This is a genomic window from Streptomyces klenkii (genome assembly GCF_003626645.1).
Lineage (GTDB): Bacteria > Actinomycetota > Actinomycetes > Streptomycetales > Streptomycetaceae > Streptomyces > Streptomyces klenkii.
On the sequence record NZ_RBAM01000005.1, the window covers coordinates 520208 to 535212 of the forward strand.

The window sequence follows — 15005 nt, forward strand, 5'->3', positions numbered from 1 at the left end:
GAGGACCGCACACGAGGACGACGACCGGCAGGAGGGGGACCCGCATGCGCCCCCGCTGGCCCCGTCGCGTCTTCGCCCAGGTGCTCCTCGTCCAGCTGCTGATCATCACCGGAGTGGCCGGGCTCGCCGCCGGGTTCTTCCTGGCGCCCCTGGCCGCCCAGCTCGACGACCAGGCCGAGTACCGGGCCCTGGCCATCGCCCGGGCCACCGCCGCCCAGCCCGGCATCGCGCACAGCCTGCTGGCCGGGCCGCCCTCCCCCGACGGGCCCGTGCAGGCCGACGCCGAGCGCATCCGGCTGGCCACGGGCGCGAGTTACGTCGTGGTCGTCGACACCCGCGGCATCCGCTACTCCCACACCGTCCCGGAGCGGATCGGGGAGCGCGTCAGCACCGACCCGGGCAGCGTCCTCGGCGGCCGGGAGTGGAAGGGCATCGCGCGCGGCACCCTCGGCCGCTCCGCGCGCGGCAAGGTGCCCCTGCGCGACGGCGAGGGAGCCGTCGTCGGCGCCGTCTCCGTCGGCATCGCCTACGACGACGTGCACGCCCTGCTGCTGCGGTCCGTGCCGGACATCCTCATGTACGCCGGAGCGGCCCTCGGCGTGGGCGCGATCGCCGCAATCGCCGTCTCCCGCCGGCTGCGCAAGCGCACCCGCGGCATCGAACTCACCGAGATCTCCGCCCTCCTGGACGAGCGCGAGGCCATGCTGCACGGCATCCGCGAGGGCGTGGTCGCCCTCGACCGCAACGGCCGCGTCCGGCTCGTCAACGACGCGGCAGCGCGGCTGCTGGGCATCGGCCGGGACGCCATCGGCCACCCCCTGGACGGCGTGCTGCCGCCCGGCCGCACCACGGACGTGCTGGCCGGCCGGGTGACGGGCACCGACCTGCTGACCGTCCGCGACGGGCGGGTGCTGGTCGTCAACCGCAGGGACACCGCCGGCGGCGGCACCGTGGCGACGCTGCGCGACCGCACCGAGCTGGAGCAGCTCCGCCGCGAACTCGACGGCACCCGCGGCCTGACGGACGCCCTGCGCGCCCAGGACCACGAGCACGCCAACCGCCTGCACACCATCGCCGGGCTCCTGGAGCTCGGCCTGCACCACGAGGCCGCCGACTTCGTCGCCGAGGTCACGGGCGCGCACCGGGCGACGGCCGAAGAGGTCACCGAGCGGGTCCGCGACCCGCTGGTGAGCGCCCTGCTGGTCGGCAAGAGCGCGGTCGCGGCGGAGCGCGGCGTGGCCCTGCGGGTGAGCCCGGCGACCCGGCTGCCCGACCGGGTCGTGGACCCGCGCGACCTGGTCACCGTGCTCGGCAACCTCGTGGACAACGCCCTGGACGCGGCGGGATCCCGGCATGCGGCCGGGCCGCCGTTCGTGGAGGTGGAGCTGCGGGCCGTCGGGGAGACGCTCGTCGTCCGCGTGGCGGATAACGGCCCCGGGGTGCCGGCCGGGGTCCGCGAACTGGTCTTCACCGACGGCTGGTCCACCAAGGAGGCCGCCCCGCCCCGCCGCCGCGGGCTCGGCCTCTCGCTCGTACGGCGGCTGGCCGAGCGGTACGGGGGCTCCGTGCGGGTGGGTGAACGGGAGGGCGGCGGCGCGGTGTTCACCGTGGAGCTGCCCGAAGCGCTGCGCTCACCGCAGCCCAAGCAGCTCACTCGAAGGGGTGAACGATGATCGATGTCCTGGTCGTGGACGACGACTTCCGCGTCGCCGAGATCAATGCCGCGTACGTGGCGCGGGTCCCCGGCTTCCGCGTCGGCGCCAAGGCCCACAACGCGGCACAGGCCATGGCCGTGCTGGAGAAGGGCGGCATCGACCTGGTGCTGCTGGACCACTTCCTGCCGGACGAGACCGGCCTGTGGCTCGTCCGCCGCCTGCGGCAGCGCGGCGACCTCACCGACGTGATCATGGTGACGGCGTCGCGGGACATCGCGACCGTCCAGGCGGCCATGCGCTACGGGGCCCTGCAATACCTGGTCAAGCCGTTCACCTTCCCCGGGCTGCGGGTGAAGCTGGAGGCGTACGCCCAGTTGCGCCGCACCCTCGACGACGCGCAGGAGGCGGGGCAGGACCAGGTCGACCGGATCTTCGGCACGCTGCGCACGGCCGCCACCAGCACGCCGCTGCCGAAGGGGCATTCGGCCCCCACGGCGGAGCTGATACGGCAGGTGCTCTCCGACGCCGCCTCCCCGCTGTCCGCGCACGAGGTCGCCGCCCGCTCGGGACTGAGCCGCTCCACGGCGCAGCGCTACCTCAAGCGGCTGGAGGAGTCCGGGCGGCTGAGCCTGACCCTCAAGTACGGGGAGACGGGCCGCCCGGAGCACCGGTACGCGTGGATGGGACGCTAGCTCCGCCGCACGGCGGACCGTGGTCAGGTGGTGGACGAGCCGGGCGGCCGCGCGATGCCGTACTGGAAGGCGTAGCGCATGGCCTGGGCCCGGTCGCGCACGCCGGTCTTGGCGAAGAGGTTGTTGATGTGCGTCTTCACCGTCGCCGTGCTGACGTGCAGCCGCCGGGCGATCTCGGCGTTGGACAGGCCCTCGGCGACCAGCGACAGCACCTCCGCCTCCCGCGTGGTGAGCCCGTCGGGAAGCTCCCGGCGGACCGGGGACGCGGCGGCCGGGAACGGGGCCCCCGCCGCACCGGAGCCCGTACCAGGGGCCGCGCCGGAGGCCGTACCGGCGGACGCGGCGCTGCCGGCCGCGGCGGGGTCCGAGAGCCGCTCCAGGAGCCGCCGCTGCACGTTCGGCGACAGCCCGGCCTCCCCCGACATCACGTGCTGCACGGCCCGGACGATCTCCTCGCCGCCGGCGTCCTTGGTGAGATAGCCGCGCGCCCCCGCGCGGAGCGCCGGGAACAGCGAATCGTCGTCGGCGTAGGTGGTGAGGACGACGACGTGCGTGGCCGGGTGCTCGGCGCGGATGCGCCGCGTGGCCTCGACTCCGTCGCAGCGGGGCATCCGCAGGTCCATCAGCACCACGTCCGGAGCGTGCTCGGCGACGAGCCGCACCGCCTCCTCCCCGTCGGCCGCCGCACCGACGACCTCGATGCCGGGCAGCAGCCCCAGCAGCATCACGATGCCCTCGCGCACCACGGTCTGGTCGTCCGCGACAACGACCCTCGCGACCCCGCCGGCACCGCCCCCGCCACCCGTCATGCGGGCACCCGCAGATGCACCACGAACCCCTCCTCCCCGGACCCTGCCGGCCCGGCCTCCAGCGTGCCGCCCAGCAGTTCGGCCCGCTCCCTCATCCCCAGCAGACCGTACCCGGCACCGGCGGCCCCCAGCTCTCCCGACGCTCCGCGCGCCCCCCGGTCGCGGACCCACAGCTCGACCCACCCCTCCAGATAGGTGAACCGCATCTCCACCGGCGCACCCGGGGCGTGCTTGCGCACATTGGTCAGCGCCTCCTGCGCGACCCTGCGCACCGCCAGCCCGGCCTCGGCCGGCAGGCCGCGCGGCTCCCCCGTCACCTCCAGCCGCGCACCCTCCCCCGCCGCGGACTCCCGCAGGAACTCCTCCACGGGGGTCATCTCCCCGCGCAGCGCGGACAGGGCCTGCCGGGTCTCGGCCAGGCCCTCGCGGGCCATGCCCCGGGCCGCCACCACCCGCTCCAGCACCCGCTGCGGGTCCTCACCGCGCTCGATCAGCAGCCGGGCCGCCTCCAGGTGCACCATCTGCGCGGACAGGCTGTGCGCGAGCACGTCATGGATCTCCCGGGCGATCCGGGCCCGCTCGGCCAGCGCCGCCGACTCCGCCTCCGCGCGCCGCGCCGCCCGCTCCTGGGCCAGCAGCCGGAACCCGGCCCCCCGCGCCTCCTCGTCCAGCCGGAGCGCGTAGCCGATGAAGGGCAGTGCCACCACCGTGCCCATGAGCACCAGCGGCTGCTCGGTGCTGGCCAGGGCGTAGGCCCCCATGGCGACCGCCGAGACGCCCAGGGCGTGGAGGAGCGGCAGCCGCTCCACGGCGATCACGACGCTGCCGCCCCAGAGCACCGCGGCCGGTGTGTGCTGCCCCGCCAACTGGGCGGCCACGCCGACGCCCAGCAGCACCCCCACGAGCGCCAGGGACGGCCGCAGCCGCCGCGCCAGCGTGGTGAGGTAGTAGCCCCGCACCGCGGCGGCGCAGGCCAGGAAGCCCGCGGCGAGGGCCGCGTACCCCCAGCCGTGGAAGGAGCCGTTGCGCAGGGCTCCCCAGAGGACCAGGGCGGCCAGCACTCCCCTGACGCCCCACGTCATCACCTGCCGGCGCCTCGGCACCCCGACCCCGGAGAGGGCCTCGCGGGCGGGCCAGGCCGTCCAGTTCTCCATCGGCACGCGCGATCCTTCCACCCTCCGGCCGGTGTCAGCCGCCGGCCGTGACACGGTACGCCGGGCGTATGCCGTGGACGCGGTGGAGAACCACGGCGGTACGGGCCAGCAGCACGGCGGCGACGGTCACCATCGTCGCGGAACTGCCCTGATGGACGCCCGCCAGCGCGCCCAGGCCGTGCAGCCCCAGCCTCAGGGCGGCCCCACCGAGCCATATCGCGGCCGTCGCCTTGCTTCCCTGGGCCCAGGCCCCGCCGGACTCGTCCGCCCAGACGCGGCTGCTCCACGCCCAGGCGGCCCCGGTCGCGAGCCCGGCCAGGACCCCGCCCGCCAGCAGCCCGGCCGACACGGCCGGGTGCGCGGGATCGATGAGCCCGGGCTCGCGCACGGCCAGGAAGACCAGCACGGCCGGCAGGACCCACCAGCCCTTGGCGTCCCTGCTCACCCGCTGCGGCCGGACCTGCCGGACCAGCGTGAGCACGAGGACGGCGGCGATCACCAGACCATTGGCCGTACCGGACATGAGGAGCCTCCGCGGATCCCGGAAAAGCGCTGACGACGAACGCTTCCGAAACTACGGACCGGGCTCCGGGCACGGATCGGAGCACGGGTGGGTTCCGGGTGGAGATGCGCGACGGTGCTCTCTCCACCCAGGGGTGGAGAGAGCACCGGGAAGCGCCAGGAATCACCGAGCAGGCACCCGGGAGACAAAGGCCCGGGAAGGGTGGGTCAGGCGTCGATGCGCGAGCGGTCGAGGGTCGCCGCGGAGTTGGTGATGAACTCCTTGCGCGGCGCCACCTCGTTGCCCATCAGCAGGTCGAAGGCGCGCTCCGCGGCCTCCAGGTCGCTGATGTTGATCCGGCGCAGGGTGCGGTGGCGCGGGTCCATCGTGGTCTCCGCGAGCTGGTCGGCGTCCATCTCGCCGAGGCCCTTGTAGCGCTGGATGGAGTCCTTGTAGCGCACGTTCTTGCGCTCCAGCTCCAGCAGCGTCTGCCGCAGCTCGGCGTCCGAGTACGTGTAGATGTACTTGTCCTGGCCCTTCTTGGGCTGGATGAGCTCCACCCGGTGCAGCGGGGGCACCGCCGAGAAGACCCGGCCCTCTTCGACCATCGGGCGCATGTAGCGCTGGAAGAGGGTCAGCAGCAGGCAGCGGATGTGCGCGCCGTCGACATCGGCGTCGGCGAGGAAGATGACCTTGCCGTAGCGCGCCGCGTCGATGTCGAAGGTCCGGCCGGACCCGGCTCCTATCACCTGGATGATCGCGCCGCACTCGGCGTTCTTGAGCATGTCCGAGACCGACGACTTCTGGACGTTGAGGATCTTGCCGCGGATCGGCAGCAGCGCCTGGAACTCGGAGTTCCGCGCGAGCTTCGCCGTGCCGAGCGCCGAGTCGCCCTCGACGATGAACAGCTCGCTGCGCTCGACGTCGTCGCTGCGGCAGTCGGCGAGCTTGGCCGGCAGGGAGGAGGACTCCAGGGCCGTCTTCCGGCGCTGGGCCTCCTTGTGCTGCCGGGCCGCGATGCGGGTGCGGGCGGCGGCGACGACCTTCTCCAGCACGGCCCTGGCCTGCTGCTTGGCGTCGCGCTTGGTGGAGGTCAGGAATGCCTTGAGCTCCTTGGCGACCACGTTCGCCACGATCCGCGAGGCGGCCGAGGTGCCCAGCACCTCCTTGGTCTGCCCCTCGAACTGCGGCTCGGCGAGCCGCACCGTCACAACGGCCGTGAGGCCCTCCATGGCGTCGTCCTTGACGACGTCGTCCTCGGCGACCCGCAGGAGCTTGGAGGAGCGCAGCACCTCGTTGACGGTCTTGGTGATCGAGCGCTCGAAGCCCGTCACGTGCGTGCCGCCCTTGGGGGTGGCGATGATGTTGACGAACGACCTGACCGTGGCGTCGTACCCCGTGCCCCAGCGCAGGGCGATGTCCACGCCCAGCTCGCGGGTGACCTCGGTGGGGGTCATGTGGCCGCGGTCGTCCAGGACGGGCACGGTCTCCTTGAAGGTGCCCTGCCCGCTCAGCCGCAGCACGTCGCAGACGGCCTTGTCCTGCGCCAGGTACTCGCAGAACTCGCTGATGCCCCCGTCGTAGCGGAAGACCTCCTCGGTGCTGTCCGCGCCGTCGAGGCCGCGCTCGTCGCGGACGACGATCGTCAGGCCGGGCACCAGGAAGGCCGTCTGCCGGGCGCGCCCGTAGAGGGTCTCCAGGGAGAGCTTGGCGTCCTTGAGGAAGATCTGGCGGTCCGCCCAGTAGCGGACGCGGGTGCCGGTGCGCGCCTTGGGGATCTTCTTCCCCTTGAGCAGGCCGTTGGCCGGGTCGAAGGGGGACTCCGGGCCGGACTCGGTGAAGATGCCGGGGACGCCGCGGCGGAAGCTGATGGCGTGGGTCCGGCTGTTGCGGTCGACCTCGACGTCCAGGCGGGCGGAGAGCGCGTTAACCACCGACGCGCCGACGCCGTGCAGACCGCCGGACGCCGCGTAGGAGCCGCCGCCGAACTTGCCGCCCGCGTGGAGCTTGGTCATGACGACCTCGACGCCGGACAGCCCGGTCTTGGGCTCGACGTCCACGGGGATGCCGCGGCCGTTGTCGCGCACCTCCACGGAGCCGTCGTCGTGGAGGATGACCTCGATGTGGTCGCAGTAGCCGCCGAGGGCCTCGTCGACGGAATTGTCGATGATCTCCCAGAGGCAGTGCATCAGGCCGCGGCTGTCCGTCGAGCCGATATACATACCGGGCCGCTTGCGGACGGCTTCCAGGCCTTCGAGGACGAGCAGGTGCCGCGCGGTGTAGTTGGACCCGTCCCGGTCTGCCCCGGTGAGCAGCGCAGTGGACGGCACAGACGTTTCGGCGGTCACGCGGGTTCGCTCCTCGCTGAATTTCTTTTCGGCCCCGGTCGGGCGGACCGGCGGCCCGGTTGCCGTTCAGAGGGTACCGATGCCTGGTAGAGCCTTTGTGCAGCCACCCGTGGGAACGACCATGCTAGTCCAGGCATCGATCACACGTTCGATGACACGATGGAGTGACGTGCACATCACGTTCCCTTGGAGGCATGAACCATTTAGGCTCCGGGCACGTCCTCAAGAACACCGGCAAGCCGGCCGGTGAGGACGAAAGCCCCCAGCGATGTGAAACCGTAGGCCCACGCAATACGGCTCATTCGCCGCCAACCGTCAAGATCTGGCCGACTCGGAAGAGACTCGGAAGGAACTTTCGAGGAAAAGCCGCGAGCGGGAACGTTTTCGGCCTGGTTGGATGTTGACCCTGGTACGACAGCTCGTCGAGCTAGAGAAGAGGCGACGTGACTACTGTTCTGACCCCCGCGAGCCCGCTGACGGCCGCTGACCGCTGCGACCGGTGCGGCGCTCAGGCCTACCTGCGCGTCGTTCTCATGAGCGGCGGTGAACTGCTCTTCTGCGCCCACCATGGACGCAAGTTCGAGCCAGAACTCAAGAAGATCGCCGCGGAAATACAGGACGAGACGGAGCGGCTCACCGCCCCCCCGGCGTCTGCGCCCGACGAGGACCGCTGAGTCCGTAGCGGAACGCTGACACATCGCATCCGACGACGAGCGAGGTCCGGCCACTTCGTGCCGGGCAGCCGCGGGCGGCTCCCCCCACTCCGGGGGAAGCCGCCCGCTCTCGTACCCTGGGCCCGCTCCTGGGCCCCTTGCGGGCGTGCGGCGCGTGCTTCGGCGACTGCGCCGCGGGCGGCTGGCCGGGCGTCGTAGCGGGCTGAGCCGCCGGCTGCTGGGCCTGCGCCCCGGGCAGTGCCCCGTCAGGGCTGTGCGCCGCCACGAGGGCCGTGTAGGCCGAGATCCGGGTGTACACCCCCGGGTACAGGGGCTGGCCGCAGCCGGCCCCCCAGGACACCACGCCGACGACCTTGCCCTTGGCCACCAGCGGCCCGCCGCTGTCGCCCTGGCAGGCGTCCCGCCCGCCCAGCGGCACCCCGGCGCACAGCATGGACGCCCGGCGGTAGACGCCGTCCGCGCTGCCCGGATAGGCCCGCTCGCACGCCGTGTCCTGAAGGACCCGGACCCGCGCCCCGCGCAGGATGTCCGAGTAGGTGCCGTTGCCCACGACGTCGCCCCAGCCGAAGACGACGGCCTCTCCGCCCACCTGATAGGCCGGGTCGCCCTGCGGCGCCATCGGGATCACATAGTTCTCCGGCACCGCGTTCCGCAGGGTGAGCACGGCGATGTCCCCGGCGTTCGACCCCGGGTCGAAGCCCGGGTTGACCCAGGTCTCCCGCGGCTCCACCTCCGAACCGGCGACGCCCCGCAGGTCGTCCCGGCCGATGATGACGCGCAGGTCGTTCGCCTCGGCCACGTCGGCGCCCAGCACCTCGCGGCTCAGGCAGTGCGCTGCCGTGACGACCGTTCTGCGGCCCACGATGACGCCGCCGCAGAACTGTCCGGCCCTGGCAGCCCCGAACCGCTGCCGGCTGCCCAGGGCGACCACCCAGGGCGCCTCGGAGCTCCTGACGGCCTGCCCTCCGACGACCGCACGGTCCGCCACCGCCGGAGCGGGGACCGCGGCCAGCAGCGCGATCGTCCCGGCCAGCAGGCAGCTCAGCGAACGCATACAGTCTCCTGACTCTACGGGGTTCCTCGTACACCAAGAGTCAACCCGCAGTGCCCGCGGCGCATCCGGAACCTGGACGGCATGCCTCCGGATCCGTCGCACTGTCACCCGTACAGCCCGCAGGGCCCGGCACCTCGGGAAGAGGTGCCGGGCCCTGCGGAGACTGCTTGCTTCCGCTCCGGGTCTAGTCCAGGTAGTCGCGGAGGACCTGGGAACGGGACGGGTGGCGCAGCTTGGACATCGTCTTCGACTCGATCTGACGGATGCGCTCGCGCGTCACCCCGTAGACCTTGCCGATCTCGTCGAGGGTCTTCGGCTGGCCGTCGGTGAGGCCGAAGCGCATGGAGACCACGCCCGCCTCGCGCTCGCTGAGCGTGTCCAGGACGGAGTGCAGCTGCTCCTGGAGCAGGGTGAAGCTGACGGCGTCGGCCGGCACGACCGCCTCGGAGTCCTCGATGAGGTCACCGAACTCGCTGTCGCCGTCCTCACCCAGGGGGGTGTGGAGGGAGATCGGCTCGCGGCCGTACTTCTGGACCTCGATGACCTTCTCCGGGGTCATGTCGAGCTCCTTGGCCAGCTCCTCCGGGGTGGGCTCGCGGCCCAGGTCCTGGAGCATCTGGCGCTGGACGCGCGCGAGCTTGTTGATGACCTCGACCATGTGCACCGGGATACGGATGGTGCGGGCCTGGTCGGCCATCGCGCGCGTGATGGCCTGGCGGATCCACCAGGTCGCGTAGGTGGAGAACTTGTAGCCCTTGGTGTAGTCGAACTTCTCGACCGCACGGATCAGACCGAGGTTGCCCTCCTGGATCAGGTCCAGGAAGAGCATGCCGCGGCCGGTGTAGCGCTTGGCCAGCGAGACCACCAGGCGGAGGTTGGCCTCCAGGAGGTGGTTCTTGGCGCGGCGCCCGTCCTCGGCGATGATCTCCAGCTCGCGCTTGAGCTTCGGGGCGAGCTTGTCGGAGTTCGCCAGCTTGTCCTCGGCGAACAGGCCCGCCTCGATGCGCTTGGCGAGCTCCACCTCCTGCTCGGCGTTGAGGAGGGGGACCTTGCCGATCTGCTTCAGGTAGTCCTTGACCGGGTCGGCGGTGGCACCGGCGACGGCGACCTGCTGCGCGGGAGCGTCGTCCTCGTCGTCGTCGGAGAGGACGAAGCCCTTGTTCTCGCCGGTCTCGTCCTCCTCCTCGCCCTTGCCCGGGGTCGGGGTCTCCTCCACGAGGTCCTCGTCGAGGAGCTCGTCGGCGTCCTTCTTCGCGGCGGTCTTCTTGGCCGCCGTCTTCTTGACCGCGGTCTTCTTGGCCGCGGTCTTCTTCGCCGCCGCCTTCTTGGCGACGGCCTTCTTGGCGGGCGCCTCCGCGCTCTCGTCGTCGCCGTACGCCGCGGAGGCGGACGTGGCGGACGCCGAGGACGCGGTCTGCCTGGCCGTGACCGTCTTGGAGGCGACGGCCTTGGTGGCGGTGCGCTTCGCCGGGCTCTTCGCTGCGACGCTCTTACGGGTGCGCTTGGGCGCCTCGGCGGCACTGACCATCAGCGTCACACCCTCCTCGTCGAGGACCTGGTTGAGGCTGCGCAGAACGTTCTTCCACTGGGTTGGCGGAATCTGGTCAGCCTCGAAGGCCCGACGCACGTCGTCGCCGGCGATCTGCCCCTCGGCCTTTCCCTGCTCGATGAGCGCCATCAGAGACTCGGATTCGGCGATCTCCGGCGGGAGCGTACGGGATGTGCTGGCCGACACGAACAACCTCTCGGAACGATGGAAACGGCTTCCGGCCCCGGCTCGCCCTGATCGGGGAACCGGTTCCGACGACCGCCGGCATGGATGAACCGACGGCGCGCGGGTGATGGGATGCAGACGGACACAGCGCCCCGGACGAGGCCGGTATTCCCTCCGCGTCCACCACCTCTTTAGTCATCGCACTGCCTCAAGGAGCGTTACGCCCAATCCTCGTGGCCCGAGTCACACCCCAAAACAGAATGAATGCCCATTCAACTGGACATAACACTCCACTTCCTGGCGTCCCGGTCCGAGTTCCGGGAGGGGCGCAGGGGCAGGCGGACGGCTCACGCGTGCGGCCGCGCATCCGGCCGCACGCGCGGACCCTGTCCCGGCCCTGCGCGTGCGGCCCTTCTGTACGACCCCACTCGTACCGTCCCGCTCCTCTCCGCGGTCAGTGCTCGCGCGGCGCGGGCACCACGCGCTCGACGTCCGGGTGGGCGACGAGCAGCTGCCGCATGGCGGCCTCGGCCCCGGCCCCGTCGCCCGCGCCGACGGCGTCGACGATGCGGAGGTGGTGCCCCACGCCGGCCTCGGTGGGGCGGTCACAGCCGCCGGAGGGCGCGCCCGAGACGTGCAGGGCGGAGGAGACGATGCCTGCGAGGTGCTCCAGCATGCGGTTGCCCGCGACCTGGAGGAGCAGGGAGTGGAACTCGGCGTCGGCGCGGGTGAAGGTCAGCGAGTCGCCCTGAGCCAGGGCGTGGCCCATGATCTCGGCCATGTCGGCCAGGCGCTGCTGGACGTCCTCGCGGCCGTGCCCGGCGGCGAGGCGGGCGGCCAGCGGCTCGATGGTCCAGCGCAGCTCGCACAGCTCGCGGCGCTGGTCGTCCCGCTGCGGGCCGAAGGCCCGCCACTCGATGATGTCGGGGTCGAGGAGGTTCCAGTCGCTGACGGGGCGGACGCGGGTGCCGACGTTGGGGCGCGCGCTGACGAGGCCCTTGGCCTCCAGGACGCGCAGGGACTCGCGGACGACGGTCCTGGAGACCTCGAAGCGCTGTCCGATCTCCTCGGGGACGAGCGGGCGGTCCGCGCCCAGGTCACCCGAGACGATCATCTGGCCGAGCTGCTGCACGAGCTGGCCGTGCAGGCCCCGGCCCCGGCTGCCGGCCGCCCTGCGGCCGGCGCGGCTGAGCTCCGCCTCGCCGTCCCAGGCGGGCGGTGCCCCGCGGTCGGCCCCGGGGGCCTCCGCGTAGGAGTAACGGTCAAGCTCGCCCGGGCCTGCGAGGCCGGAGTCGGCGGGGCGAGCCGCGGTCATCATGGTGTGCGCAAGGGTACTCACGCCTCCTTTGTCGGCGACACCTCGAGATGCCTTGAGGTCTTTGGTGAAAAGCACACGAAAGGGTGATCGCCCATTACCTCACAATTGACGGCCAAACGGACAGAATCGGGCACTCTCCGAGACGATCCATATGCGGAGCGTGACGGTCACGGCCTGCGAACTCTGCACGTGGGAGGGGGCGCCGGGACCCCCGGCCGGCACGGCGGCGGCCTTCACCGCGGCCTCCCGCGGAACACGGCGAGGACGTAGGCCCCGAGGAGCGCCCCGAGCGACAACGCGAGCGCCCAGCCGACCGGCTGGGAGACCAGCCGCAGCGCCGTCGAGACGCCCCGGTCCATGCCGGAGGGCCATTGCACGACCGCGGCGGAGCGCAGGCGCTCCGGCAGCCCGACGAGCGAGCGGGCCGCGGGCTCGGCGAGCACGCTGCCGAGGACGGGCACGACGAGCGTCGGCACGGCCAGCACCGCGACCACCCCCAGCGCCGTCGACCGGAACAGCCCGGCGGCCAGCAGCCCCGCCCAGGCGCAGCCCAGGGTCAGCGCCGTCCAGCCCGCCAGCAGCACGGCCCAGTCGCGCGGGAGGGAGACGACGTCGTTGCCGAAGAGCAGCCCGAGGGCGCCGGCGTCGAGGAAGAGCGAGGCGAGGGCGAGCAGCACCGCCGCCACGGCGGTGACGGTGAGCTTGGCGAAGAGCAGGCCGAGGCGGCGCGGAACGGTGCCCTGGTCCGGGGCGAGGGCGGGGTAGCGGAACTCCTGGCCGAAGGCGAGCGCGCCGATGAGGCCGGCCCCGAAGACGGCGGGGGGCAGCGGCAGCAGGGCCGGCCAGCCGGTGACCACGCGCGGCTCGGGGGTGTTCCCGGACCTGGCGAGGAGGACGGCGACGAGCAGGGAGGCGGCGAGGGATAGGGCCGTCACGATCCAGCCGGTCCGCACGCCGGTGGCGCGGCGCAGCTCGTACCTCAGCGGCCAGGCCGGGTCGGGCGCCGGGAGCCGGGGCTGGAGGCGCGGGAGCTGAACGGGGCCGGCGTCCGGCGCGTCCGCGCGTCCGCCCTCGGGCGCCTCTGCCGGGGACGGCGCGGAGGGGGCGGACGGGGCGGACCTGCGGCCGTCGGCCCGCAGCAGCGGGGGTACGGGGCCGGTGTCGCCGATCTCCTCGGTCAGCCGGTGGAGGAGGATGCCGTGCCGGTAGGCGGTCTCGCCGACAACGGCGCAGGTGCTGCCGTAGACGGACAGCTTGCTGCCACCTTCCTGCACGACCTCCACGGCCTGCGCGCCCTCGGCGGCTTCCGCCTCGTCGGCCTCGGTGCTGAGGGCATGGGCGAGGCGGCTCGCCAGCGGCGAATGGACGGCGACGCGCGGCCGCAGGCGGGTGCGGGAGAACTCGGCGGCCTCCTGGTCGGCGATCAGGCGGCCCTCGTCGATGGTGACGACCCGGTCGGCGATGCGGGCCGCCTCCCTGGGGTCGTTCGAGGTGACGAGGACGGCGCCGCCGTGGTCCGCATACGCCCGCAGCATGCCGTGCAGCCAGGCCGTCTCGCGGGGCGAGAGTTCGTGGGCGGGCTCGTCCAGGACGAGGGTGTGGGGGTCGCCGAGGAGGGCGGCGGCGAGGCCGAGGCGGCGGTCCATGCCCAGCGAGAAGTCGCCGAGGCGCTGGCCGGCCAGGCCGGTCAGGCCGACGACCTCCAGGACGTCGTCGGCACGCTCGGCGGGGACGCCCGCGGCGGCGCTGAGCATGCGCAGGTGGCCCCGGGCGGTACGGGCCGGGTGGCCGGGGACGTCTCCGAGGACGACGCCGATCTCGCGGGTGGGGTGCGGGACGCGGTCCAGGGGGCGGCCGTGGAAGAGCGCGACGCCGCGCCCGGGGTCGAGGCGCAGCAGGAGGCGCAAGGCGCTGGTCTTGCCCGCACCGGGGGTGCCGAGCAGGACGGTGACCCGGCCGGAGCGGGCCTCGAAGGTGAGGTCGTCGACGGCGGGGAACCGGTTTCGCTGGGGGGCGCTGGTGAGTCCGATGGCCTGGATCATGGCTTCTCTCGCGGGGCGTGAGACGGCTCGGCGGCACCCCTCGGCCCGCTCGGTGACCGAGGCGGCCGAGGGCGCAGGGGATCGCTGGGACGTACGGCAGCACCGTAACCCGGTATGTCCGAATTGCTACGCAATGTAGGCAGTTGTAAGCGTGTCCCCTCATAGGCATGCACTCCCGCGCATGTGCATGCCCGGCCACCGGGCACCGCTACGGCCTGCGGCTCTCCCGGCGGGGCGGCCGGGCGGAGCGGGCCGGTGAGGGCTAGGCCTCGGGGCGCAGCATGGGCGGGTTGAGGAGCGTGGCCCCGCCGGCCCGGAAGAGCTGGGCCGGACGGCCGCCCTGACGCGTCGTCGTCCCGCCGGTGGGCACCAGGAAGCCGGGGGTGCCCGTCACCTTCCGGTGGAAGTTGCGGGGGTCGAGGGCGACGCCCCACACCGCCTCGTAGACCCGGCGCAGCTCGCCGACGGTGAACTCCTGGGGGCAGAAGGCCGTGGCCAGCGAGGAGTATTCGATCTTGGACCGGGCGCGCTCGACGCCGTCGGCGAGGATCTGCGCGTGGTCGAAGGCCAGGGGCGTCACCTGCTCGCCGTCGCGGCCGTAGCCGGCCTCCTGGTCCAGCAGCTCCTCCACCGGCGCCCAGCGCACGCTGTGCGCGTCTCCCCCGGGGCGCGGAGCGGGCAGGTCCGGCGCGAGCGCCAGATGCGCGACGCTCACCACCCGCATGCGCGGGTCGCGCTTCGGATCGCCGTACGTGGCGAGCTGCTCCAGGTGGGCGGCGTTGGGCAGTACGGGGCCCGCGGGGTCGTGGGCGTTGAGCCCGGTCTCCTCGGCCAGCTCCCGCGCCGCCGCGGTCGTCAGGTCCTCGTCGCCCCGCACGAACCCGCCCGGCAGCGCCCAGCGGCCCTGGTACGGCGCCTCACCGCGACGCACGGCCAGCGCGCACAGCGCGTGCCTGCGCACGGTGAGCACGACCAGGTCGACGGTGACAGCAAAGGGCGGAAAGGCCGACGGGTCGTAGGGCATGACGCGATCATAGTCGTCT

12 protein-coding genes are annotated in these 15005 nt (G+C 72.9%); 3 read left to right on the plus strand and 9 right to left on the minus strand.

What is annotated here, in order from left to right:
- Nucleotides 1–44 precede the first annotated feature (44 nt).
- On the plus strand, nt 45–1673 hold the full coding sequence (locus tag D7231_RS15350; RefSeq protein ID WP_120755964.1) for a sensor histidine kinase: 1629 nt from the start codon (nt 45–47) through the stop codon (nt 1671–1673).
- A complete protein-coding gene (locus D7231_RS15355; protein WP_120755965.1) occupies nt 1670–2347 on the plus strand; it encodes a response regulator in 678 nt (225 codons plus the stop codon). Before D7231_RS15350 ends, D7231_RS15355 begins: the two co-directional genes overlap by 4 nt.
- Before the next feature lie 23 nt (nt 2348–2370).
- Here the strand turns inward: D7231_RS15355 and D7231_RS15360 are convergent, their stop codons facing one another.
- The 4 genes from D7231_RS15360 to D7231_RS15375 all read right to left on the minus strand — a co-directional run bounded on the left by D7231_RS15360 (nt 2371) and on the right by D7231_RS15375 (nt 7160).
- Nucleotides 2371–3156 (minus strand): response regulator transcription factor, encoded by a 786-nt coding sequence (locus D7231_RS15360; protein WP_120755966.1) that lies wholly within the window; start codon nt 3154–3156, stop codon nt 2371–2373.
- Complete coding sequence (locus tag D7231_RS15365; RefSeq protein WP_120755967.1) at nt 3153–4310, minus strand: sensor histidine kinase; 1158 nt, start codon at nt 4308–4310, stop codon at nt 3153–3155. The genes D7231_RS15360 and D7231_RS15365 overlap by 4 nt, the downstream gene beginning before the upstream one ends.
- A gap of 34 nt (nt 4311–4344) precedes the next feature.
- Complete coding sequence (locus D7231_RS15370) at nt 4345–4833, minus strand: DUF1453 family protein (protein ID WP_120755968.1); 489 nt, start codon at nt 4831–4833, stop codon at nt 4345–4347.
- 206 nt (nt 4834–5039) lie between these two features.
- Nucleotides 5040–7160 (minus strand): DNA gyrase/topoisomerase IV subunit B, encoded by a 2121-nt coding sequence (locus D7231_RS15375; RefSeq protein ID WP_120755969.1) that lies wholly within the window; start codon nt 7158–7160, stop codon nt 5040–5042.
- Between the two features lie 443 nt (nt 7161–7603).
- Between D7231_RS15375 and D7231_RS15380 the strand changes: the two genes are divergently transcribed.
- Nucleotides 7604–7834, plus strand: coding sequence for a DUF7455 domain-containing protein (locus D7231_RS15380; protein ID WP_030368645.1), 231 nt, complete (start codon nt 7604–7606; stop codon nt 7832–7834).
- Here D7231_RS15380 and D7231_RS15385 read toward each other — a convergent pair.
- The 5 genes from D7231_RS15385 to D7231_RS15405 form a co-directional block, all read right to left on the minus strand.
- Complete coding sequence (locus D7231_RS15385) at nt 7794–8888, minus strand: S1 family peptidase (protein WP_120755970.1); 1095 nt, start codon at nt 8886–8888, stop codon at nt 7794–7796. The two genes, D7231_RS15380 and D7231_RS15385, sit on opposite strands and share 41 nt — an antisense overlap.
- Nucleotides 8889–9072: 184 nt before the next feature.
- Complete coding sequence (locus D7231_RS15390; RefSeq protein ID WP_277875591.1) at nt 9073–10623, minus strand: RNA polymerase sigma factor; 1551 nt, start codon at nt 10621–10623, stop codon at nt 9073–9075.
- A gap of 433 nt (nt 10624–11056) precedes the next feature.
- A complete protein-coding gene (locus tag D7231_RS15395) occupies nt 11057–11995 on the minus strand; it encodes a FadR/GntR family transcriptional regulator (RefSeq protein ID WP_120755972.1) in 939 nt (312 codons plus the stop codon).
- Between the two features lie 158 nt (nt 11996–12153).
- Nucleotides 12154–13962, minus strand: coding sequence for an ABC transporter ATP-binding protein (locus tag D7231_RS15400; protein ID WP_120755973.1), 1809 nt, complete (start codon nt 13960–13962; stop codon nt 12154–12156).
- Between the two features lie 262 nt (nt 13963–14224).
- Nucleotides 14225–14986 carry an NUDIX hydrolase gene (locus D7231_RS15405; RefSeq protein ID WP_120755974.1) on the minus strand — a complete coding sequence of 254 codons (762 nt, stop codon included), beginning with the start codon at nt 14984–14986 and terminating at the stop codon, nt 14225–14227.
- Nucleotides 14987–15005 lie beyond the last annotated feature (19 nt).